Origin of the sequence: Carboxydocella sporoproducens DSM 16521 (genome assembly GCF_900167165.1) — a bacterium.
In the GTDB taxonomy this organism is placed as follows: Bacteria; Bacillota.
The window spans coordinates 18,355-39,376 of the sequence record NZ_FUXM01000002.1 but is presented as its reverse complement, the minus strand read 5'-3'; the positions used below and the strand labels follow the sequence as shown (position 1 = coordinate 39,376).

Here is a 21,022-nt window from a genome sequence, read left to right as displayed (position 1 = left end):
CAACAATATAGCTAGATAATATGGAATTTTCATTATTTTTTTCGCTAAGAGTTTTTTTTACCTGTCCAGATGTCAGTACATTCGTTAGTAAACATATATAACCATTTAGACTGTAGATAATACCGTTTAGCGTGCAATTAGACAGCTAGCCTTAAATTGTCCTGTTTGATAAAAAGGAGCGATACATGAATGAACCAATTCCCTCCTCTCCCTGAAGAGTATACAACCAAAATGCAGTCCTGGCTTGGCAATGAGTTCACCGCTTTTCTTAACTCCTACTCAACAACCGCCCGGAAAGGGTTAAGGGTAAACCTATTAAAGATCCAAACACATACTTTGAAGCAAGAGCTCCACTTTTTAGAAGAACCGGTCCCCTGGTGTAAGGAAGGTTATTATATATCCCGGTCAGCGAAAGCCGGGAATCATCCCTATCACCAGGCAGGCCTGTATTATTTGCAGGAGCCAAGTGCCATGGCCGTTGTAAGTGCTTTAGACCCCCGGCCTGGTGAATGGATCCTGGATTTATGCGCTGCTCCTGGCGGAAAATCTACTCAAATAGCTGCCCGCCTGGGCGGTCAGGGATTGCTATGGTCTAATGAACCATCTGCAACCAGACTAAAAGTGCTGGCAGAAAATATAGAACGACTGGGAGTTGGTAACTGTATAATCAGCAACGAACTACCTGCCAAACTAGCTCAAAAATTACCTCAGGTTTTTGATAAAATTGTTGTTGATGCTCCCTGTTCAGGGGAAGGAATGTTCCGCAAAAATCCTAGTTTGCGAGCTCAGTGGACCTGGCGCGGGGTGGAATTCTGTGCTGAACGCCAGAAAGAAATACTCTCTGCCGCTGTGACAATGCTCAAACCAGGAGGTACCCTGGTTTACTCAACTTGCACCTTTAACCCTGTTGAAAATGAAGGGGTAATTGACTGGCTTTTGACTCATTTTCCCGAATTAAGTCTAATTTCCCATCCAGATCCCTTACCTGTTTTTGATGGCGGACATCCCGAATGGCTTCTCTTAAATAATCGCGAGCTGGAAAAATGCACTAGATTGTGGCCTCATAAACTGGAAGGCGAAGGCCATTTCATTGCTCTTTTGAGAAAAACAGAAACGGGTATCTCTTCAAAGATCCAACGAGCTAATGTTAATATAACAAATTCAGCTTTGAAAACGTGGCAAGCATTCGCAAAAGATTTTTTGGATAGCTGCCCAGAAGGATTTTATTTTGAAAGAAACCAGCATCTTTTCTGGCTCCCCTTACAGCCCCCTGATTTTAATGGGCTTAAAATTTTGCGTCCTGGACTGCTTTTAGGAGCATTCAAGAAAAATCGGTTTGAGCCTGCTCATAGTGCCGCTCTAGCCTGGCCGTTAATTAAAACAATTAATAATGTTGAATTTGGACCTGATGATCAACAATTATTCCAATACTTTGCTGGCCATCCTCTACCTGCTTCAGGCAATAAAGGCTGGCTAACTATAACAGTAAATGGTTTTCCAGTAGGCTGGGGTAAAGATGATGGACATTTAATTAAAAATCATTATCCAAAGGGATTAAGATGAAGCCCCGGCATTTTGCCGGGGCTTCTTTTACACTTCTGCACCAATACCGGTATTGGCCCGTACGTAGAGTTCTTCGAATTTCTCTTCGGCTTCCGGTTCACGATAGAACAAGCTGCCCAGATAGGCACCCAGGAATCCTAACGGAACAGAAACAATAGCCGGATTCTTCAGTGGAAAGATTGCAGTCTTTGGATCCATCACATTGGGGCCTAGCAGGAGGAAAATGATACAGGAAGCCAGGCCAACCAGGATACCGGTTACAGCACCACCAGTATTGAACTTCTTCCAGAATACCGAGAAGACAATAACCGGCACATTGGCAGAGGATGCAACTGCGAAGGCCAGAGCTACCAGGTGGGCGACGTTTTGGCCTTTAGCTAGAAGCCCCAAAATTATTGCTACAATACCAACAGCTACAGTTGTTCTCTTCGCGACTTTAACCTGAGTAGCTTCATCCACATTGCCACCCTTAATTACATTAGTGTAAAAATCATAGGCAAAGGCACTGGATGCAGCCAGAGTCAAACCGGCAACTACTGCTAAGATTGTAGCGAAAGCAACCGCAGAAACGAAAGCTAAACCAGCTTCACCACCAATTGTATTAGGTCCACCGAATAGATATTGGGCCAGCATTGGAGCTGCCATATTACCGCCTTTTTCAGCAGCTTTGACCGCATCTGCTCCAACAAAGTATGCTGCTCCGAATCCAAGGAAAGTTGTCATAATGTAGAATGAACCGATTAAAATCATTGCCCAAACAACGGATTTCCGGGCCTCTTTTGCAGTAGGTACAGTATAGAAGCGCATGAGAATATGAGGCATTCCCGCAGTACCTAAAACTAGCGCTAATCCTAATGAGATTAATTCAATGGGATTCTTATATAATTTCCCTGGCTCCAGGAATGATTGGCCGTACTTCTGGCTTAAACCGCCAAAAAAGTCCACGAAATTGAAGTTAAATTTTACTAAAACCGCAAAGCTTAAAACAATTGCACAAGCCATTAATAATCCCGCTTTTATGATTTGAACCCAGGTGGTTGCCAGCATACCACCGAAGGCAACATATAAGATCATCATTATACCGATTATAATAATGGAGGTTTCATAGGATAAGCCGATTAGCATTTTAATTAAGCTACCTGCACCCACCATTTGGGCTAATAGATAAAAGGTGGAGATAACTAGAGTAGAAAGGGCTGCTGCAGTCCGCACCGGCTTGGGTTTTAAGCGGTAAGCCAGCATATCGGCCATGGTATATTTACCGCTATTTCGTAAGGGTTCGGCTACGACCAGTAGAACAGTAATATATGCTACCAGCCAACCTACAGAATACATAAAACCATCATAGCCATTTAAAGCAATGAGTCCAGCAATCCCCAGAAATGAAGCGGCACTCATATAGTCACCGGCTATAGCAAAACCGTTCTGAATACCACTTAAGCTGCGGCCAGCAGCATAGAATTCGGCAGTAGTTTTAGTACGTCGTGCTGCCCAGTAAGTAATAATCAGGGTAGCAAGAACAACAAGAGCAAATAGACCAAAAGTAATAATCTTCATCTACCCTTCCCCCCCTGTTGTTGCTTAATTTTTTCTGCCAGCGGATCAAAGGTATTATTAGACACTGAGCTATAAAGTCCGGCAATTATCCAGGCTACGAAAAACTGGGAAAGTGCAAATAAATAGCCAAAATTAATAGCACCAACAATCTTTGTTTTCATTAAGCCAGGGGCATAACCAGCTAAAATAGGAAGTGCAAAGTAATAAACAAAAGAAAATATGATGGTAGGAATCAAAAATTTTCCTTTGGCGTTAATAAGAGTTTTAAAATCAGGACTATCAGCGATTTTTTTCCATTCAGCCTGGGAACGTTTTGGATGTTCAATTACGTTCTGACCCATTCCGACCTCAGTATTAATGCTCATACTGCCACTCCTTTCTTAAATTAATTGAGGTTAGTTATTGTCTGCTACGGGCTCCTGGCCTCAAATTACCTCCTTTCCGAATACTGAATTGTTTAGTCATATTATAAGCCAGCCCCTAAAATTCGACGAGAAAAATCCCGGGAAAAAACAGAGATAGTCACTAAACTGCTCAAAAACATGAATATTTGTTAACTAAAACATTTAGCTACATTTTAGTTTTGCACTGAATTGCTATTCATATAAAACTTTTTGCCTTTCGCTCTACCATTTAGGGTAAAAAAAGACCTATCCTATGTCTGGATAGATCTTAACATTCTCTTATATTGAGCAGGATTAACAGATTTAAAAAAAACTCTTCTCCCGCATATTTTACAAACTGGGCGTACCTGATTTGTGATTGGATCGCGTCGTTTAATGATTTTGGATTCATCATAATGTTCATATCCGCATTTGCATACTATGGACATTTGCTGATGTAACCTCCTTGGCATTAAAATGCAGGAATTAAGGTCAGCAAAAAGAGCAACCCTCCCAGACTACTCATAACCGCTCCAAAAGCTTTATAACCAAAGGAAGTTTTTCCACTTAATCCAAAGAAAAAATATATACCTGCAGCAAACATAACTCCGCTAATAACTGTTCCATACATATGGGCCATTAAAGTTGACCAATCCATGCTATTTCCCCCTTTTATTTCTCTTATTTCAATTATAGTGACAATTCTGGCAGTTCTACCATCCTCTGATTGTGCCAAAAAAAGACTACCCCGGAGGGTAATCTTTTTGCTCCAGATGAACTAAATATTCTATATGCTGAGATTTTCGTGAACAGAAGGATATAGAAATTTAAGGCAGAAAAATGCCAGGATTACGAATAAGAAACTGATAATAGCCAACCAGGCTGATTTTGTGCCACGCCAGTTTTGCGTTCTCCATAAATGTAAGTACAATGCGTACACAAGCCAGGAGATCAAAGCCCAGGTCTCGATGGGATCCCAGCCCCAGAAACGCCCCCAGGCTTTATATGCCCAAACTGCTCCTGAAGCAATCATTACAGCAAGGTTAAAGAATCCTATACCTGCAAGCCGATATTGCCATTTCTCGAAAATCTCTTTTCTTTCACGCAGATATAGAGCAGCAGCTACAGCCGAAAGCAAACAGGAACCATAGGACAGTTTAGCAAAGAGCACATGTATGGTCAGCCAGTAAGTAGCATATGAAGGTGGAAGTTCTGTTTGCTGGGGGGTTTGGAAGACAGCATAAGCTATAACTACCATAGCCAAAGGATATACGATAAGGGCGCCGTTTTTTAGTTCAGGTAACTTATAGCTTAAAATACCGAAAAACAATAAGGCTACCCACATGTCAGAAATTAATACTTCATAAAAATTATGATAGGGGCCATGATTAACCTCTATCCAGCGTAGAATTAACGCTATAGTATGAAAAACAAAGCCGATTATACCTGAATAATTACTAAACCTAAGCAGAATGGGTTTATACCAGTAGCTGTGAACAACCCAAAAAACAAAGGCGACACCATAGAAACTAACGCTTGTCCATAAATTTATTACTTGAAGTTTAAACATGTTATCCCTTCTTCCAAAGCAGTGGTAGATAATGATAGGCGCTACCAATAATCAGCAAGAGAGTTCCTGGCCAGATTATACTATTGCCTGGCTGGTATTTAACAGAAAAGGCCAGCCAGTATGAGGTTTCAAGCCATTTAATTTGTTGTCCATTAATGAATACTGTTTGTCCTTGACTTAAAACTTTCTCTTTTGTTTCTTTTCCTTGTTGATAGATTAAAATCAATTTTTGCTCTTTCAGCTGGCCTTTCAGGTCTAAATCACCAGTTTTTAAATTTCCTTCGTACACTTCCTGGTTATTTAATTTTTTAGTTTGTAGACTCCAGTGAATCAGTTCATCCGTTAACTCTAATACAGGAGCATAGCCTCTTTCCAAAGGCCAGAAATAAAGGCCGTTTGACTGAAATGAATTTACATAATCAAAAGGTATCTGAGCTATGGCGTTGTTTTTCCTGTTTACTACCAGTAAATTTCCATACTTAACTTTAGGTTTACCCTGATCCATTTCTACTTTTATATCTTGGAGCGTGATTTCTAAATCCCCTTCCCACGGGGAAGCAAATTTGCCCTCCCGATAATTTAATAAATTGCTTTTATCAACAATCCTGGTTTGTCCAATCCCCAGTTGTAAAATACCTTCTTTTCCCCAGAAAAAATTGATACCATTTCCCAAAAGGACTAATACTAGTCCAATATGAAAGAGCGCTAAGCCAATTTTGTTTTTACGATAATTAACCAATTGTTTAAGGGTACAGGCTGTAAGATTGAAAAAAAACAATATCCCTAAAATAAAAAACCAAATAGAATCCAGCAGCTTCTTTTCAGGTTTAAGCATAGCGATAATCAAGAAAATACAATAAACTAATATGATTAAATTAGCTAATCGGATACTGGATAATACTCTTAACATACTAATTACTCTCCATTAATTTGAATGTGCACTGCAAAGATTAGTATCATTAACCCGGCAGTTATTTGCACTATAGTTACCACTACTTTCTTGATAGTAAGTAATTTTGGCAATACTACTTTTGTAGGGATTGGATTCCAAACTGGTGTTCAGAATCAGGTGTTTATTGCTATTAAGACCGTGTACTACCGCAGAATGACAATACTGGCAGCGAATGCTGTTTAATTTGTCCGTGTGATAAGCATGCAGATTGCCTCTATTACTATTATAAAATCCTGTGAGATTTGAATCTCTGTAAGGATCTCTTTGGGCATAAGCGTTATAATTATGACAGCGAAAACATAAATGCTGGCTGTTTCCAGTTCCTGTATTATTATCATAAAGTCCTTTTAAAATCTTAACATTTGTAGAGCCATGAGGTCCTCTGGCTGCACCTGAAACCGGAGAGCCATGACAATCAGTACAGAAGATCCTGGTACTTGCGGAATAGCCGGAAACAAAAATTCCCTTTGTGTTGGGACTATCTGCTTCTACTGGATGAAAAGCCTTATTATTAGGATTAAATTCCCTGGCAATATCCCGTAAAGTTAAAGCAGCATGGGTTGGGTTGGCTGGATCCCAGGTTGAGTGACAGCGATAACATAGTTCGTATTGATACGAAATACTTATTTTATAATTCCAGTCCCCTTCTGCGACCTGACTCCAGGCTGGCCGCGCAGGTGGTGCAACTCCGCGGCTATAAGACAAAGCACCTGAAGCAGCTGGCGCAAGGGGACGGTTATCATTAACATTATGAGGGTTATGGCAATCAACACATCTCAGTTTATCAGAATTACCAGCCAAAGATATGCCTGCCACCGGGTGAAAGGAAATGGTGCCAGCTGCAAAAAGTGATTTAATATTATAATTGCTGGCAGATCCATCATGACAAGTAAAGCAAAGAGTTGAAGTAGAACTGTTACGCACCAGTCGATACTCCGGTGCCTGGTGCAGTTGGTGACATATTCCACATTTTGCAGTACTGGTAGAATAATTGCGATGAGGCACAAAATAATCCGAAGTTCCTGTCGCAAAAGACCATTGAAAATTTCCTGGAAGTGGATTATTATTGCTATCTTTAATCCCAGAAACTCCGCCAATAACAAAAACAGTATAGACTTGATTAGTATTCAATTTTGTTGATGCAGGATTTAATGTCAGGGTAGCCACCCTGGTATTACTATCATAAGTGACAGTTGTATTTAGTAAATTATTATTACTATCCTTGAGATAAAAAGTACTTGTATTAATTGTAGCAGCATTCATAGGCCGGTCAAAGGTAATAGTAATAGGGGATTTAACGGTATCAATGCCTGCCCCTTGATCTCCTGCCAGGGGCCTGTAATTTATAATTAATGGATAGTCAGGGGCTGCCATAACCGGAGTTATGGGTAAAAATGAGAAAAAAAACATAAAGATAATCTGAAAAAATTTTTTCATTTTCTATCGACCTCAATCCTCTGTACTATCCGGTTATTTTCTTTGTCTGCAATTAGTACTTCGTTACCGAAAACCCTTACGCTATTTGGGATATATAAGAACTGGCCAGTTGACAGCTCATTAATTTGTTCAACAATTTTATATTCCTTATTTAAGATTAAAACAGAATGATTAAAAATGTCGACGGCCCAAAGCAATTCGCGGCGCTCATCCCATGCCAGACCGCGTATTTGCTTGCCTCTTAAGGTGGGGATATCCCCTAGCCAACTGCCATTTATATCGAAAATATCTACTTCCTGGTTGCCAAAATCGCTGACATAAATTCGTTTGTTCCCTTGATCATAAGCGATACCGTAAGGATAATAGACCTGGCCTTTTTCATGGCCCGGCTTAGCGATTTTCTGAATGATATTACCCAGGTTATCCAAAACAATTACCTGATGGTAAAAAACATCAGCCACAAATAATCGCTCTTGGTTGTCTCCTGTAATAAAAACAGGTTTAACAATAGCCCCATTTGTTGATAAAAATAGACGATTGATCAAATTTCCATTTTTATCTAATATCATTATTTGATTACTATTTAAATCACAAACATAAAGATGGTTGTTTTGCCACCAAATACTCCCAGGGGCGAAATTTCCCTCTAAGTTTATAACTTTTACTATTGTGCCGTTATTATTGACGGCACTAAGCCGCTGGTTTGTACTTTCAGCAATCCAGTATAAATCGTTACCTGTCTTAGCTACATCCAATGGTTGATTAAGCATTCTATTATTACCAGATGGCCAAAAATGATAAATCGTTTTTCTTGCAGGACTAGAATAAGATAATGAATAACCGTGAGAGAAATAATATGCTCCAATTCCTAGAAAAAAAACAACAGCAAATAAGAAACAACTAATTTTTCTGGCCATTTTCCCACCCCAGAAGAAGGTCGAGCGGGGAATCATGCTAGATTCCCCGCGCCTAATTATTTAGTGAAAGTTACAATATTATTCGTATCTGCCGGGTTTACCTCATTAAAGTTCAGGTCTTTAATATTGGTAGCACCAATCGCTTGCAGTTCGACTTTAATCTGGTTACCAGGAGTAAGACTAGAGCCGAGAGTTAACAGTACAGTACGTCCATCGGGCTGCAGAGTAGCAGATGTTACAGAAATATTCTGGCTAGCTGTCATGTCTGTCACCTTGTAATGTCCAGTGTTTTCAACACTACCAGCAACACCAGTCGGATCGGTTTTATCCCTCCACATGTACTGGTCGAAGCGGATTAGAATGGTATTAGCAGTGGGTGAAACAGCTTTACCAGGTAGCAACGAACCAGTCTGACCATATTCTTTTGAACCATCTTGAGCAGGATCTAAAACCTGCACCAGTACCGGTTTTACTGTACTCTTTGTTCTGTTGTGACAGTTCTGGCAGACTCCCCTGTTATCCATCCGCAGGTTTTTGGGAGATTCATAGCCATTAACTGTATTTAGATTAGTATTACTATTAAGCTGGATCTGGTCATAAGTCTTTATTCCAGTTACCTGCACAAAGGTCCCATGGGCGTAATGACAGGTCAAACATATAACAGTATTGGCAGCTCCGGTGCTAGTACCATCATTTCCGATGCTGGCCAGCGGTAAAACCAATTTACTGGAATTATAACCAAAAGTACCATCATTTGTGTTAATGTCATTTAAACCTGAATTGGGTCCCATTTTCATCTTGTGGCGATAATAATTGGGCATATAATATCCACTTTTCTGTGAAGCATTGCTGGAAAGATAGTCATAGTGGCACGCGCCGCAGAAAGTAGCAATTTCTTCGTTGTATTCTGTTTTTTCATCACTAAAAGGGTTATTTACCTTAATTACTACTTTAGTTCCAGAAGTAGATGTATCACGCCAGATGGGGTTCCCACTGGTATCTGCTGTTTGTATTCTGGTTACCAGCAGACGGCTGTTAGAAGTTCCGTGGGGCTGATGACAACTTGAACAACGCAATTCCACGTGACCGTTTGTTTCCTGGTAACCTCCAGGGGCATTAAACTTTACATAAGAAATTGAGCCATCGGTATTTATAGTTGCTTGTTCATTTACTCGGTGTTTAGCCGATACTTTTACTACAGTAGCTACTTGTGCCGGCCCCTCAACCACCAGCATGCGTTCAAAACCACCACCATTAGTAGCATAGCGATAGCCATTGTTGGTATCCCAGATCATACCATCTTTAACATCATAGGTACTTTGCCCATTAAAACTATGGCAATAAGTACAAACTCCATAAATTGGGTTTTGAGCTGCAGCTGTATCAAACCTGATTAATCTTATACTTTTAGCTTGGTGTAATTGATGGCAGCGTCCACAACCATTGGTATTGGTGGTATAACGACCGTGAGGCCCACTGGTGACCGGTAAATTGTTATTAAAATTAGGATCCATCACCCCTTGGAAATTATCAGGATCTCCCGGATCGTGTTCATAAGTAGTAGCAGGAGTATTGGGATTGGCATTGGTCAAACCAACAGTATCAATTTCTACTACAGTAGCACCACTATTATGACTGTACTGTAACTTGTAACCATTACTTGCTCCGGCTATGGTTATAGTAGTTCCAGCTATACCAGCTACTCGCACCCGTTCTTCCTTGCCAATTACGCCTTGGTCAAGGACCAGTACATCGCCAACATCAATATTAGTGGTACTGGTAACAGTGATCGTAGTTCCTCCAGCACTGGCCGCGCTGCTAAGGGTAGTACTGGCCAATGGTGGAGTTGTTGGTAAAGCGTAAGCTGCTTGAGCGCTGAATAAAAGCAGAGATCCAATTAATGATATTTGGGTCAACCAGCGCCCTTTCAATATAGGTCCTCCTCTCTTTTTTAAAATAGACATTTAACCCATCACCCCTTTATTTTTATATTGTAAGGCATCTGCCTTACAGGCTCATTTAATACTTAAATACACTTACCCGCTTATTGGCATATTCTGTTACATAGACTTTACGTCCTGAGTAGGCGATTCCACTGGGCAAGCCTAAAGTATCACCATTAGCGGTCTCGTTAAAATTAAATCTAAATTTTCCATTTTTATCAAAAACATAAACTCTGTTTTCCAGACCGGAGACGACATAGATATTACCCTGTTCGTCCTGGGTGATGCCTCTTGGGGTCAATATTTCTCCTTTATTGCTTTCATTCTCACCAAGAATTTTGATAAATTTCCCTTTGTTATCAAAAATCTGCACTCTATTATTGTTACTATCAGCCACAATAAATTCTCCCCGCTCATTAATTACAAAGCCGTGGGGTTTATTTAAGAAGCCTTTTTCTGTACCTTTGCCGCCAAAAGCTAATTTCAGGTTACCTTGATGATCAAAAACATATATACCGCTGCGAACCAAATCGCTGATTACTATTCTATTGTCATCTACATATATCGTCGCAGGCACATTAATTCGATTCTCCTCCTTGGGAAGCCAGTACCCCTTGAAATCTCCCTGGACAGTAAAGATAGAGATTCTTGCCAGTCCTCCGTCAGCCACATAAAGCTTTCCAGCGTGAATTGCCAGACCATAAGGATTTCTAAGCTTTTTGTCTTTTTCTCCAATAATCCTCAATAACTTACCATTCTGATCAAAGACCAACACTCTACCTGCGTCCGAGTCAGAGACAAAAACCTCATTGTCATAAACTGTAATACCTAAAGGTTGTTCTAAAGAATACTTTTTGTCCCCATACATAGACAAAACATATTTGGGAGGTTCACTTATATCGCCTACAGGTATGGTTTCCAGGGGGTCTGTTTTTTGCCAGTAAAAATAGGCAAAGACCAGCAATAAAATTATTAGACTTGCCAGCGATAATTGCTTAAATTTTTTCTTGTCCATAATAGTGCCCCCTATTTTTTGGCCTTCAACTTTTCCAGGGCTTCCTTAGCTGGTTGAAAATCAGGCACATATCGCAAAGCCAGCTCATATTGCTGGATTGCTTCTTTTATTTTGCCTTTACCCTCTAACGCTTGACCTATCAAATAGATATAGTCTACTGTGCCAGGGTTAGCCTTTAGCACAAAATGAAAATGCTTTAAAGCATCATCATACTTTTTAGTCTGCAGGTAGTATTCGCCTAGTGTAAGTCTGGCTTCTGTAAAGGCTGGCCTTTCCTTGATAAGTTCTTCGAGTAATTTAACCGCTTTTTGATCTTGATTTTTTTGCAGATAAATCAAGGCCATATTATATTTAGCTGCAACGTTCTTCTTATCAATTTTTAAAGCATTCTGGTATTCTTCCAGGGCCCGATCATAATTACCGGCCTGTGCAAAGGCCCAGCCCAGTTCAACCCGTAATAGCGCGTTTTGCGGATATTTTTTTACATTTTCCATGGCAACTGCGAGATCATATTCGGTTTTGGACTGGAATTCTGGTTTGTTCCAGAACAGAAATTTACCAATAGAATAGAATACTAACAGACCGGTTATTATGAGAATGGTCAAATAGATGATTGCGCGGTTTAGCGGAATAATGTTTTCTTGAGGCTGTAAGTCCATATTTTTCACCTCATCGGCTCCATTTTATTGCGATGACATCCAAAACACAGGTAATTTCCAGGTCGTCGCCACATCCTGGGATTACCAGTACCATGGGGATGATGGCAACTTAAACAAGTGACGCTACCTCCTTCAGCGCGATCTGGAAACTTCTCGCCATAAGGATGCATTTTTTTATACCAGCCGATTTGCCTTTCATTATCGTGACAATTCAAGCACAGGTATGGGATGGGCTTTCTTAACATTCGCATATTATCCGAAGCATGGGGATGATGACACTCAATGCAGCGTCCATCCCGAAAAGGAGGATGTTTAACAAGTGCGTATTGGCCCGGCAATGTAGCAAAGTGACAGGTGTTACAGAGCTCGTTTACTGGAGCTCTGAGGTTTTTGGGATAAGGTGAGCTGTGAGGATAATGACAACCGAGACACTGGTTAGTTGCAAACGGCGGATGCTGAACTTTGTATTTACCATATCTAATCCCCATATTATGACAGGTATTGCACAATAACTGCGGTACCAGGCGCAGATTATATTGATTTGGAGAACCATGGGGATCATGACAATCCGCACATTTGCCCAGCTCAAAAGGTCTGTGTTGATATTGATTTTGTTTATCCCAGATCCGATTATGGCAGGTAAAACATAATTCATTTAAAGGTAAAGTGTACTGAGCACTGGCTCCAGGATGGCCAGTTACAACATGACAAACTCCGCATTGACCCATTACTGCCGGAAGATGAGTGTTTTTTTCCTGCAGTTTTTGCACAAGCGTATCGTGGCAGTCCAGGCACACCTTAAACTCTCGTGGAATGCGATTAATTAAGTTTTTTTTGCTTTCTACTTCCGCATATTTATTTGGTGACACCAGTCCCAATAAGCTTTCGAGGAAAAATTCTTTCAGGTCAAGCTGATAAATATTAACAAATATTCCCACAATTATCAGCCCGATCAGAACAACTATTAGCAGTTCTTTTACGGCCATTAACCTCTAGTCCTTTCCTTTCGGAAGGGAGGAGGGGGAAGGGATTTATTCCCCTCCCGTCTACCTGCCGATCTTTCAGTTAATTTGATGAATGTTATAGGCCCTATGACATTTAGCACAATGGTTACTTGCATGACAATTAAAACATTTACCTTCCACGATCCCAATTGACTTAACTACATTTGGATGAAGTTTTCGCCAGTTGGTTGGGTGATTGGTAATATTCCCCTGTATCCCATCCCTTGGTTTGTGGCACTTGAAACAATAAATTCTCTGGGTAATTCGTTCCGACGGATCAGGTTTATTTTCATTATGACAAACCAGACAGGCTGCCCGGTTAGGTATTGCCTGTTGCTTATGCACAATTGGCCAAATTTCGGTATGGCTGGGTGGTTTATTTATGTGACATCCTGAACAGAAAGCATTGCTACGAGCGAACTCAGCAGGTTTGTTATTATTGCCCATATTTACAGCTCTGTCTTTGGTATAAGCATGGCACATCTCGCAGACCCCCACGTCTTTCTGAGCCATCAAGCCATGCTCCCCTTTCCAGACCCATTTATTTCTATCTTGATGGGACTGGGGTTTTAAATCCTGTAGATGACACCATGAGCAGTTAGTAGGTACTCCTCTTTCGAGGTGACACTTGATACAAGTTGGCATTGCAGGGCCTTTAAAAGTGACAACTCCTGCACCGCGAGATGGTCTTTGTCCATGAACAACTCCAATATGACATTGCACACACTGAATACCTTTAGCCAGGTGCTCCTTATGTGGCACCTTAATAGGTATTCGTGGTGTAACCTGACGGTTTTCAATTGCGTGACACTCAAGGCAAATTTCTTTATCAACTGGAATTTTACCCTGCACACTATCCGGTATGATGTTTGTTTTGGGAATCAAACTGATACCAATGCCTGTCTCGCGGTGGCACTGTTCACACTTGAAGCGGGCATGATTACCCTTCTGCATTGCTTGAGCCACTGATAACCCCTCGTGGCAGCTGCTGCAGAGTTTTGGCGCTACCAATTTTTGCAATTCATAGGTGGTAGCGAAGGATAATACCAGCGTAATCACCAGAATCAGAATAAAATGTTTCCAATGCTCATGGCTCCAGGCTTTTATTTCCTTCCACAGCATCTGCTCCACCTACTTCAAACTGGCAAGATAAGAAGCCACTGCATTGATCTCTTCTTTAGAGAGGGGTACTGTGGGCATCTGTGTATTGGGATTAACAGCCTTGGGATTTGTGAGGAATTTAACAATATAATCCTTGTCACGATAGCTGCCGACTTTGGATAAATCGGGTGCAAAAGTTCCTCCATCCCCTTTGATTTTGTGGCAAGACTTACAGCTATTAGCTTCGATGGTCTTTATGGCAAACTCAAAAGTTTTTTCCTGACTCAATGGTTGCGCATTGCCACTTGGGATATTGTTTGATGGCTGCGCAGTATCAGTTTTATTTGTTCCTTTCAGACTCATTAAATAGGTAACGATATTGTTGAGATCTTCTTCAGCAAGCGGCAACTTGGGCATTGGCGTACCAGGTTTAACAGCTGATGGATTATTCAGGAATTCCTTGAGCTTGTTTTCGTCATAATTAGCTACTACCTTGGCCAAATCCGGACCTGCTGTGCCACCTTTGCCATTGACAGCATGACAACCAATACAGTTGGTTTCAACAGCTGATTTACCTTTGTCAGCATTGCCTCCACCACCATTATTAGTGGAGCCGGACGTTTCAACTGCCGCTCCAGAACTGCTACCTGCATCAGCTCCCTGTAAACTGGCCAGAAAATCAGCTAATTGCTTAATTTCATCGTCAGTCAATTGTTGTTTAGGCATACCCGAGCCTACCGAAGCAGGATCTTTAAGGAACTTAGCTATTTCTTCACTGCCTTTATATTTCTTGGGACCTTTACTTAAATCAGGGGCAAAATCAGCACCCTGTCCCTCAAATTTATGACAGGATGTACACTTTGCCAGCAACACATCTTTACCGGGGTTGCCTTCTCCGGCAGCAGCCTTAACCTGGTTCGGCTCCAAGGCCGAAAAAACTACTACGGTTGAGATTGCTATAATACTTAATACTGCCAGTACAGAAGCGGTAATAGCTTTAGCTGCCGAATCTTTGACTGGTGAATTTTTGCTTACCAGCATCCAGGTAACAATGTAGTTAATAAAGATAATGGCGATAATAACACCATATTTCCATTTTTCAAAGAAGGTTATGGTATGCTGGGTATTTTTACTTCCATCATCCATCCCCAGTATAGTCAGAACTATAATTCCTACCATTGTTACTATTGCCGATGAAGTAGCCAGTGGCCGTTTTTTAGGATGACGGGCCGGATTCTTGTCCAGGAAAGGCAGGAATAATAACAAACCAATGAAAGCAGCCGGGAAAAGAACGGCAGCAACAACTTCCATACTACCCGGGAAATACTTCAAAAATTGAAAGAGAAAAAGGAAATACCACTCTGGACGAGGGATGTAAGACGTATCTGTGGGGTCAGCTACAGATTCATTGGGCAAATCAATGGTTACAGCCAGAAACATTACAATAATTATCGTTAATAACATAACCACGGCTTCTTTGAGGATATGGCCAGGAAAAAAGGGCTCCCCTTTCCCGTGTTGTTTTAGATCAGCCATTCTTCTGCCTCCTTAAACTGGAATCTTATAGGGGACCGGAAATCCCTTGTTTTCTAATCATAAAGAAATGAGCCCCCAGTAATGCAAAGAGAACCCCGGGCAAGAACCAGATATGCAGTGAATAAAAGCGTGTCAGAGTTACCGCTCCCAGGTCATTGCCGCCTCTCAGCGCCTTCAGAACAAATTCGCCAATAACTGGAACTGAACCAGCCATTTTAGTTCCAACCACAGTAGCCCAGTAAGCTTTCTGGTCCCAGGGCAACAGGTAACCTGTAAACCCAAAAGTTAGGACGATGAGCAGTAACCCAACACCCACCATCCAGTTCAGTTCCCGCGGCTTTTTGTAAGCCCCGTGGAAATAAACTCGCAAGAGATGTACAACTACCATTATGACAACTCCAGAACTACCAATACGATGCATTCCTCGAATTAGCCGGCCGAAAGCCACTTCCTTACTTATATACTCAACACTAGCATAGGCGTGGTCAGGAGATGGTACATAATACATAGTCAGGAAAATACCGGTGATCACCTGCAACATAATTAAAACAAAGGTTATTCCTCCAAAACAGTATAAAAAGTTCACGTGTGGAGGAACAGGATGGTCCAGTATTTCCTTGATTTGATCTTTGATTTGTAGCCTTTCGTCTATCCAGTTATATATTCTTTCTGTCATCACCTGTTTTAAGCCTCCTCAGCCTGGATTAGCTTCCCAATTAGCAATTTACCATCAGCAATTTTAGTTTCATAGCGATCTAATGGGCGTGGGGGAGGTCCCGCAACTATTTCACCATCCATACTGAATACTGCCCCATGGCAAGGACACTTGAATTGTTTGCTGGCTGCGTCCCAGTTGTATCCGCATCCCAGGTGGGTACAGTTAGGCGAAAATACAGTTATATTATTTTCATCTTTTTTTACTACCCACACCGAGCGTTTTTGTTTGGTTTCTACCCAGCCATCCTTCTTTGTGAATTCGAAATCCACTTTAATTGGTTCCCCTGTCTTGAAATTTGCGATACTCCCTATCTCGATAAATTCCACTTTCTCTTTCTTCATCGCCGGAGCTAATGCATATCCAGCTAATGGGGTGGCCAGACTCAAAGCAATTGCTGACCCTGTTAAACCGAGCATGGTTGTTAAAAACTTACGGCGACTGATTTCGTCCATTTCGTCACTTGCTTCAGCATGAAAAATTTCCTTTTGTTCTTCCATTACAATCCTCCTCATTTCAGTGTATGGTATTGCAATAAATTAATAAGAGCTATTGCTCCAGCAAAGATAGCACCATTAGCAACACCATAGCCAATAGCCAGAAATAAATATTTCTTCATTGATCCGGCTTCAGGTTCCTTACGTCCAACTAAAATCCAGCTAATCAGGATAGATATGGCTAACATTAATATCAACAATAATGTCTCCATTCACCCACTCCTTCCCTTTGATGGTACGTAATATTCTGAATTTTTATGTCTCTAAAAAAATTTTAACAATAGTGGTCGAAAAACTACATGGCCGAAATAGACTAATTTACGACCAAAATAATACTATTCAGAAAATTGACATTCGTCCAAAAAAACCAAAAGACCAGCTTCTCGCTGGTCTGGTTGGACTAAATTAAATTAACCCTTCCCTGGTAGCAAAGGCTGCAGCTTGTACTCTATTTTCCAGGTGTAACTTTTCCAGGATATTTCTCAAATGATTGCGGACTGTATTCTCTGAGATACATAGAGCAGCACCTATTTCTTTATTTGTATAACCTTGTGCCACCATTCTTAAAACCTCTTTTTCCCTTAAAGATAACTCTTTCTTGGGCTCGGTAGATTCATTATCCCCTTTATGCTCCTGTCTGTACTGGGATAAGCGCGCAAATTCATGTATAATCTTGGTTGCCAGGTGTGGAGATATAGGCACAATTCCGTTGCTTGTCTCTAATAAATAATTTATTAACTGTTCAGGTTCAAGATTTTTTAGCAAATATCCACTAGCACCATGTTTTATCGCATCAAAGAGAATTTCATCTTCTTCCTCGACAGTAAGGATTATTATTTTTGCAGCAACATTTTGAGCAATAAGAACTTTTGTGGCTTCAAGACCATTCATTTCTGGCATATTAATATCCATCAATATCAGATCCGGTTTTAGTTCATGGGCTTTTTTAATTGCATCCTTACCATTACTTGCCTCTCCAATTACCTTTAAAGCGGGATGGGATTCAATAATACTTTTGATTCCTCTGCGGAAAAGGTTGTGATCATCAACCAGCAGTATTTTCAAAATTTTTTCCATCAAAGTCGCCCTCCTGGCTTAGTTTAGGTATGATCAACTTTATAGTGGTTCCCTGCTCTCCTGAATAAATTTGAAAATCAGCCTTAATGATCTTAGCTCTGTCTATCATATTATTTAGTCCAAAATGCTTATCTCGATCCACTTTTTCTATCTCAAAACCACAACCATTATCATATATTTCTAAGAGCCAGTGGCCATTATATTCTTCTAATAGTACCTTTACTTCCGTTGCACCGGAATGCTTACGGATATTGTTTAATGCTTCTTGAACAATTCTTAATATATGCATTTCCGTTTCAGCATTATTAATTATTCCTGAGGAAACCCACTTATAGTCTACCATAATATTTTGCTGTCTGGCAAAATTAGAAAGATAACTTTCAATATATGAATTAAGTCCGTTAGTTATTAGTTTTGTGCTATTTAAATTTCTGATTGCGAGCCTGGTTTCCTGATATAGATCACTGATTATAGCAATCAATTCTTCCATCTCACTCAGTATAGAATTATATCCTTGTTTTCTACAAGTCTCAATTAACGTTCTCATTTTCAAATTCAAATATCCTAATCCTTGCGCCAAACCATCATGAATTTCTCGGGCAAGACGATAGCGCTCTTCAGCAATGGCTTTTTCACTAATTCGCTGTTTTTCTAAGGCCTCTTTGCGTTTTCGATCTCTCATGTCTCTAATAATAAAAACACAACCATTAAATACTTTATCTTCTTTCAGTTTAGCACAGCTTACTTCCACTGGAATATTTATTCCATTTGAGTCGCTAATATATATCTCTTTTCTACATATGCGATTTTCACTGTTCTTCGTACAGTTAAAAGGACATTCCTCTGAGTTACACAACTTCTCTTTTTTCTCATTTTGACAGTTTAAAATATTCGAACAATGAATTTTTAGCTGCACCTGCTTATTATCATCAATCCCAAGCATTTTTAACGCAGCTGGATTTAACATATCTATTTTCTGGTTACCGTCAATAAAAATAATGGCATCAGGTGAAGTCTGAACGATTTTGCTCAAACTTTCACTTACCTTTTTTAATTTTACGAAAATATGGTTGGATAATAACATTACTCCAATCATTAAGAATAGTACAGAAAAAAAGTTTTCCTGCCACCCGGGAAATATTTCTTCCAATGTTTCATGTAAAGGGTAATGACGGATATATTCAAAAGCTCCGACAAATATAGCTGTTACTGACACAAACCAGATCCGCATTTTACGTAACTCCTGCATCCTTTCCCTCCTCTCAGCTTTATACAAATTTTTATTCGACATATGATTTACAATTCCTTTAAAAAAATTAAAACCTGTCAACGACAGGTTCAGTTAGCTATATGATTACTAAATCTTCTAACGGGGCATCAGCGAAAAACTTTTTGTCACTATCTTCAGCCTCAAGAATAGCAATGCGCTCATATTGGCAAATATGAATAACCCGAAAAACCACATCCATCCCATAGGATTTTCTCTTGACTTTAAAACCAGTTCGCATTTACCTTCACCCCCTGATATTATATGCAGGTGATAAAGGTAAATGCCATAATCTTCAGTTATTTTCGTTTAAAATTCTATACTGTAATGCTATTGCCATATGCTCTTCCTTGATTAGTAAGCTATCTGCCAAATCTGCAATTGTCCGGGCTACTCGAAAAACACGCCAATAACTGCGCATTGTCATCTTAAATTTTTCATAAGCGTAATCCAGCAACTCCAGAGCTGATTCAGAAATCTCCGCTTTTTCACGAAAAATGCTTAGAGAAACATTAGCATTATTAAGATGTCTAACACCATATCTTTTCATTTGTATTTCCTTCGCATGGACAATTTGCTGTTTTACTTTACCTTTATTAAAAACTGATGTTGATTTTATTTCTTTATAGGTTGGACGAAAAAGCTCAACCTTTAGATCAATTCTATCTAGAATGGGACCTGATAATTTATATCGATATCTTTCGACCTGAGCTGGCGAACACTTACACTCGGTCCTATCTTTTCCACATGGACATTGGTTCATTGCCGCTACTAGCTGAAAAACCGACGGAAATTCCAGTTTCTGCTGAACCAGACCAAGGCTAATTTTTCCTTCTTCTAGCGGTTGCCGTAAAGATTCCAGCACATCTCTAGAGAATTCAGCAATTTCATCCAAAAATAATACTCCTCGATGAGCTAAAGTAATTTCTCCAGGCATCTGCCTTCTGGGACTACCAATAATTATTGCTTTACTGGCGGTATGATGAGGAGCTCGAAAAGGACGGCAATTATCTAAGAAAGTTCTTTCAATACCGGCAAGACTATAAATACGATTAACTTCCTTTTGTTCATGAGTAGTCAGTGGTGGTAACAATTGCGCTAATAATCTGGCTAGCATAGTTTTACCAACTCCTGGTGGTCCCTGTAGAAGTAAATGATGGCCTCCCGCAGCAGCAATTTGAACAGCATATTTTGCCTGCTCCTGACCATAGATCTCTTCAAATAAACCGTTGTCCGGATTATTTAGAGATGTTGAAAATGACGGCAAAATTTTCTTTGGCCTCAATTTATTTTCGCTTAGGTCTATTAGATCTTTTAGAGTGGTTAAACCATAAAAAATAATTCCCGCAGCACTGGCTTCAACAGCACTCTTCACAGCTGAGCATAAATAGCAATTATTTTCCAGTTCAGACAACATGAGAGCGGCAGCATAAATTCCTTTCACCTGTCTTATTTCTCCATTCAGGGACAATTCCCCCATAAAATAGGTCTGCTCTAGAACTTTTTCTGGCAAGCAAAGCTGTTGTGAAGCCAGTAAAATTCCTATTGCTATGGGTAAATCATAAAAGGGCCCAGCTTTTTTTATACTGGCTGGTGATAGGTTAACTGTAATTCTTGCCAATGGGAACTGCCAACCACAATTTTTAATGGCACTTCGCACTCTCTCCCTGGCTTCTTTTACTGCTTTATCTGGCAGACCTACAATTTCAAAACTTGGCAATCCCCGTTGAACATCCACCTCCACCAATAACGGATAAATATCCAAACCATATATACCGACACTTTTAACTTTAACGAACATTTTTTCTTCCCCTCCCAAGAACTTATGT

The 21,022-nt window shown here is 40.2% G+C and carries 21 protein-coding genes; 1 reads left to right on the top strand and 20 read right to left on the bottom strand.

What is annotated here, in order from left to right:
- Positions 1 to 189: 189 nt before the first annotated feature.
- Positions 190 to 1,563, top strand: a complete 1,374-nt coding sequence (locus B5D20_RS01095; protein WP_078664381.1) for an RsmF rRNA methyltransferase first C-terminal domain-containing protein — start codon at positions 190 to 192, stop codon at positions 1,561 to 1,563.
- A gap of 27 nt (positions 1,564 to 1,590) precedes the next feature.
- Here B5D20_RS01095 and B5D20_RS01090 read toward each other — a convergent pair whose 3' ends face one another.
- The 20 genes from B5D20_RS01090 to B5D20_RS00995 all read right to left on the bottom strand — a co-directional run bounded on the left by B5D20_RS01090 (position 1,591) and on the right by B5D20_RS00995 (position 20,994).
- Positions 1,591 to 3,120 carry a solute symporter family protein gene (locus tag B5D20_RS01090; protein ID WP_107753386.1) on the bottom strand — a complete coding sequence of 510 codons (1,530 nt, stop codon included), beginning with the start codon at positions 3,118 to 3,120 and terminating at the stop codon, positions 1,591 to 1,593.
- Complete coding sequence (locus B5D20_RS01085) at positions 3,117 to 3,485, bottom strand: DUF485 domain-containing protein (protein WP_200803449.1); 369 nt, start codon at positions 3,483 to 3,485, stop codon at positions 3,117 to 3,119. Before B5D20_RS01085 ends, B5D20_RS01090 begins: the two co-directional genes overlap by 4 nt.
- Positions 3,486 to 3,975: 490 nt before the next feature.
- The gene (locus B5D20_RS01080) at positions 3,976 to 4,161 is read right to left on the bottom strand and encodes a hypothetical protein (RefSeq protein WP_078664380.1); all 186 of its coding nucleotides are present in this window, start codon (positions 4,159 to 4,161) and stop codon (positions 3,976 to 3,978) included.
- A gap of 129 nt (positions 4,162 to 4,290) precedes the next feature.
- Positions 4,291 to 5,073, bottom strand: a complete 783-nt coding sequence (gene ccsA, locus B5D20_RS01075) for a cytochrome c biogenesis protein CcsA (RefSeq protein ID WP_078664379.1) — start codon at positions 5,071 to 5,073, stop codon at positions 4,291 to 4,293.
- Position 5,074: 1 nt separating this feature from the next.
- Entirely contained in the window at positions 5,075 to 5,983 is a 909-nt protein-coding gene (locus tag B5D20_RS01070; RefSeq protein WP_078664378.1) for a cytochrome c biogenesis protein ResB, read from the bottom strand.
- Between the two features lie 15 nt (positions 5,984 to 5,998).
- Complete coding sequence (locus B5D20_RS01065) at positions 5,999 to 7,462, bottom strand: cytochrome c3 family protein (protein ID WP_078664377.1); 1,464 nt, start codon at positions 7,460 to 7,462, stop codon at positions 5,999 to 6,001.
- Positions 7,459 to 8,379, bottom strand: a complete 921-nt coding sequence (locus B5D20_RS01060) for an NHL repeat-containing protein (RefSeq protein ID WP_143311763.1) — start codon at positions 8,377 to 8,379, stop codon at positions 7,459 to 7,461. Before B5D20_RS01060 ends, B5D20_RS01065 begins: the two co-directional genes overlap by 4 nt.
- 56 nt (positions 8,380 to 8,435) lie before the next feature.
- A complete protein-coding gene (locus B5D20_RS01055; protein ID WP_159071867.1) occupies positions 8,436 to 10,217 on the bottom strand; it encodes a cytochrome c3 family protein in 1,782 nt (593 codons plus the stop codon).
- Positions 10,218 to 10,398: 181 nt separating this feature from the next.
- Positions 10,399 to 11,337 (bottom strand): NHL repeat-containing protein, encoded by a 939-nt coding sequence (locus B5D20_RS01050; RefSeq protein WP_078664374.1) that lies wholly within the window; start codon positions 11,335 to 11,337, stop codon positions 10,399 to 10,401.
- Between the two features lie 11 nt (positions 11,338 to 11,348).
- Positions 11,349 to 11,996: a tetratricopeptide repeat protein gene (locus B5D20_RS01045; protein WP_079906840.1), complete on the bottom strand. Its 648-nt coding sequence runs from the start codon at positions 11,994 to 11,996 to the stop codon at positions 11,349 to 11,351.
- A 5-nt stretch (positions 11,997 to 12,001) separates the two neighbouring features.
- Positions 12,002 to 12,982: a cytochrome c3 family protein gene (locus tag B5D20_RS01040; RefSeq protein ID WP_078664372.1), complete on the bottom strand. Its 981-nt coding sequence runs from the start codon at positions 12,980 to 12,982 to the stop codon at positions 12,002 to 12,004.
- Positions 12,983 to 13,057: 75 nt separating this feature from the next.
- The gene (locus B5D20_RS01035) at positions 13,058 to 14,122 is read right to left on the bottom strand and encodes a hypothetical protein (RefSeq protein WP_078664371.1); all 1,065 of its coding nucleotides are present in this window, start codon (positions 14,120 to 14,122) and stop codon (positions 13,058 to 13,060) included.
- 9 nt (positions 14,123 to 14,131) lie between these two features.
- Positions 14,132 to 15,637 (bottom strand): c-type cytochrome, encoded by a 1,506-nt coding sequence (locus tag B5D20_RS01030; RefSeq protein WP_078664370.1) that lies wholly within the window; start codon positions 15,635 to 15,637, stop codon positions 14,132 to 14,134.
- A gap of 25 nt (positions 15,638 to 15,662) precedes the next feature.
- A complete protein-coding gene (locus B5D20_RS01025) occupies positions 15,663 to 16,313 on the bottom strand; it encodes a cytochrome b N-terminal domain-containing protein (protein ID WP_078664369.1) in 651 nt (216 codons plus the stop codon).
- A gap of 8 nt (positions 16,314 to 16,321) precedes the next feature.
- The gene (locus tag B5D20_RS01020; protein ID WP_159071865.1) at positions 16,322 to 16,852 is read right to left on the bottom strand and encodes a QcrA and Rieske domain-containing protein; all 531 of its coding nucleotides are present in this window, start codon (positions 16,850 to 16,852) and stop codon (positions 16,322 to 16,324) included.
- 11 nt (positions 16,853 to 16,863) lie between these two features.
- Entirely contained in the window at positions 16,864 to 17,061 is a 198-nt protein-coding gene (locus tag B5D20_RS01015; RefSeq protein ID WP_078664367.1) for a hypothetical protein, read from the bottom strand.
- A gap of 193 nt (positions 17,062 to 17,254) precedes the next feature.
- On the bottom strand, positions 17,255 to 17,926 hold the full coding sequence (locus B5D20_RS01010; RefSeq protein ID WP_078664366.1) for a response regulator: 672 nt from the start codon (positions 17,924 to 17,926) through the stop codon (positions 17,255 to 17,257).
- Positions 17,895 to 19,175: a sensor histidine kinase gene (locus tag B5D20_RS01005; protein WP_159071864.1), complete on the bottom strand. Its 1,281-nt coding sequence runs from the start codon at positions 19,173 to 19,175 to the stop codon at positions 17,895 to 17,897. The genes B5D20_RS01010 and B5D20_RS01005 overlap by 32 nt, the downstream gene beginning before the upstream one ends.
- Before the next feature lie 97 nt (positions 19,176 to 19,272).
- Positions 19,273 to 19,434, bottom strand: a complete 162-nt coding sequence (locus B5D20_RS01000) for a sporulation peptidase YabG (protein WP_078664364.1) — start codon at positions 19,432 to 19,434, stop codon at positions 19,273 to 19,275.
- Between the two features lie 54 nt (positions 19,435 to 19,488).
- Entirely contained in the window at positions 19,489 to 20,994 is a 1,506-nt protein-coding gene (locus B5D20_RS00995; RefSeq protein ID WP_078664363.1) for a YifB family Mg chelatase-like AAA ATPase, read from the bottom strand.
- Positions 20,995 to 21,022 lie beyond the last annotated feature (28 nt).

Coding starts and splice junctions, on each gene's coding strand:
- B5D20_RS00995 (WP_078664363.1), bottom strand. CDS start 20,994: ATGTTCGTTAAAGTTAAAAGTGTCGGTATATATGGTTTGGATATTTAT.
- B5D20_RS01090 (WP_107753386.1), bottom strand. CDS start 3,120: ATGAAGATTATTACTTTTGGTCTATTTGCTCTTGTTGTTCTTGCTACC.
- B5D20_RS01045 (WP_079906840.1), bottom strand. CDS start 11,996: ATGGACTTACAGCCTCAAGAAAACATTATTCCGCTAAACCGCGCAATC.
- ccsA (WP_078664379.1), bottom strand. CDS start 5,073: ATGTTTAAACTTCAAGTAATAAATTTATGGACAAGCGTTAGTTTCTAT.
- B5D20_RS01035 (WP_078664371.1), bottom strand. CDS start 14,122: ATGCTGTGGAAGGAAATAAAAGCCTGGAGCCATGAGCATTGGAAACAT.
- B5D20_RS01015 (WP_078664367.1), bottom strand. CDS start 17,061: ATGGAGACATTATTGTTGATATTAATGTTAGCCATATCTATCCTGATT.
- B5D20_RS01080 (WP_078664380.1), bottom strand. CDS start 4,161: ATGGATTGGTCAACTTTAATGGCCCATATGTATGGAACAGTTATTAGC.
- B5D20_RS01005 (WP_159071864.1), bottom strand. CDS start 19,175: ATGCAGGAGTTACGTAAAATGCGGATCTGGTTTGTGTCAGTAACAGCT.
- B5D20_RS01095 (WP_078664381.1), top strand. CDS start 190: ATGAACCAATTCCCTCCTCTCCCTGAAGAGTATACAACCAAAATGCAG.
- B5D20_RS01085 (WP_200803449.1), bottom strand. CDS start 3,485: ATGAGCATTAATACTGAGGTCGGAATGGGTCAGAACGTAATTGAACAT.
- B5D20_RS01025 (WP_078664369.1), bottom strand. CDS start 16,313: ATGACAGAAAGAATATATAACTGGATAGACGAAAGGCTACAAATCAAA.
- B5D20_RS01010 (WP_078664366.1), bottom strand. CDS start 17,926: ATGGAAAAAATTTTGAAAATACTGCTGGTTGATGATCACAACCTTTTC.
- B5D20_RS01050 (WP_078664374.1), bottom strand. CDS start 11,337: ATGGACAAGAAAAAATTTAAGCAATTATCGCTGGCAAGTCTAATAATT.
- B5D20_RS01040 (WP_078664372.1), bottom strand. CDS start 12,982: ATGGCCGTAAAAGAACTGCTAATAGTTGTTCTGATCGGGCTGATAATT.
- B5D20_RS01000 (WP_078664364.1), bottom strand. CDS start 19,434: ATGCGAACTGGTTTTAAAGTCAAGAGAAAATCCTATGGGATGGATGTG.
- B5D20_RS01070 (WP_078664378.1), bottom strand. CDS start 5,983: ATGTTAAGAGTATTATCCAGTATCCGATTAGCTAATTTAATCATATTA.
- B5D20_RS01020 (WP_159071865.1), bottom strand. CDS start 16,852: ATGGAAGAACAAAAGGAAATTTTTCATGCTGAAGCAAGTGACGAAATG.
- B5D20_RS01065 (WP_078664377.1), bottom strand. CDS start 7,462: ATGAAAAAATTTTTTCAGATTATCTTTATGTTTTTTTTCTCATTTTTA.
- B5D20_RS01030 (WP_078664370.1), bottom strand. CDS start 15,637: ATGGCTGATCTAAAACAACACGGGAAAGGGGAGCCCTTTTTTCCTGGC.
- B5D20_RS01060 (WP_143311763.1), bottom strand. CDS start 8,379: ATGGCCAGAAAAATTAGTTGTTTCTTATTTGCTGTTGTTTTTTTTCTA.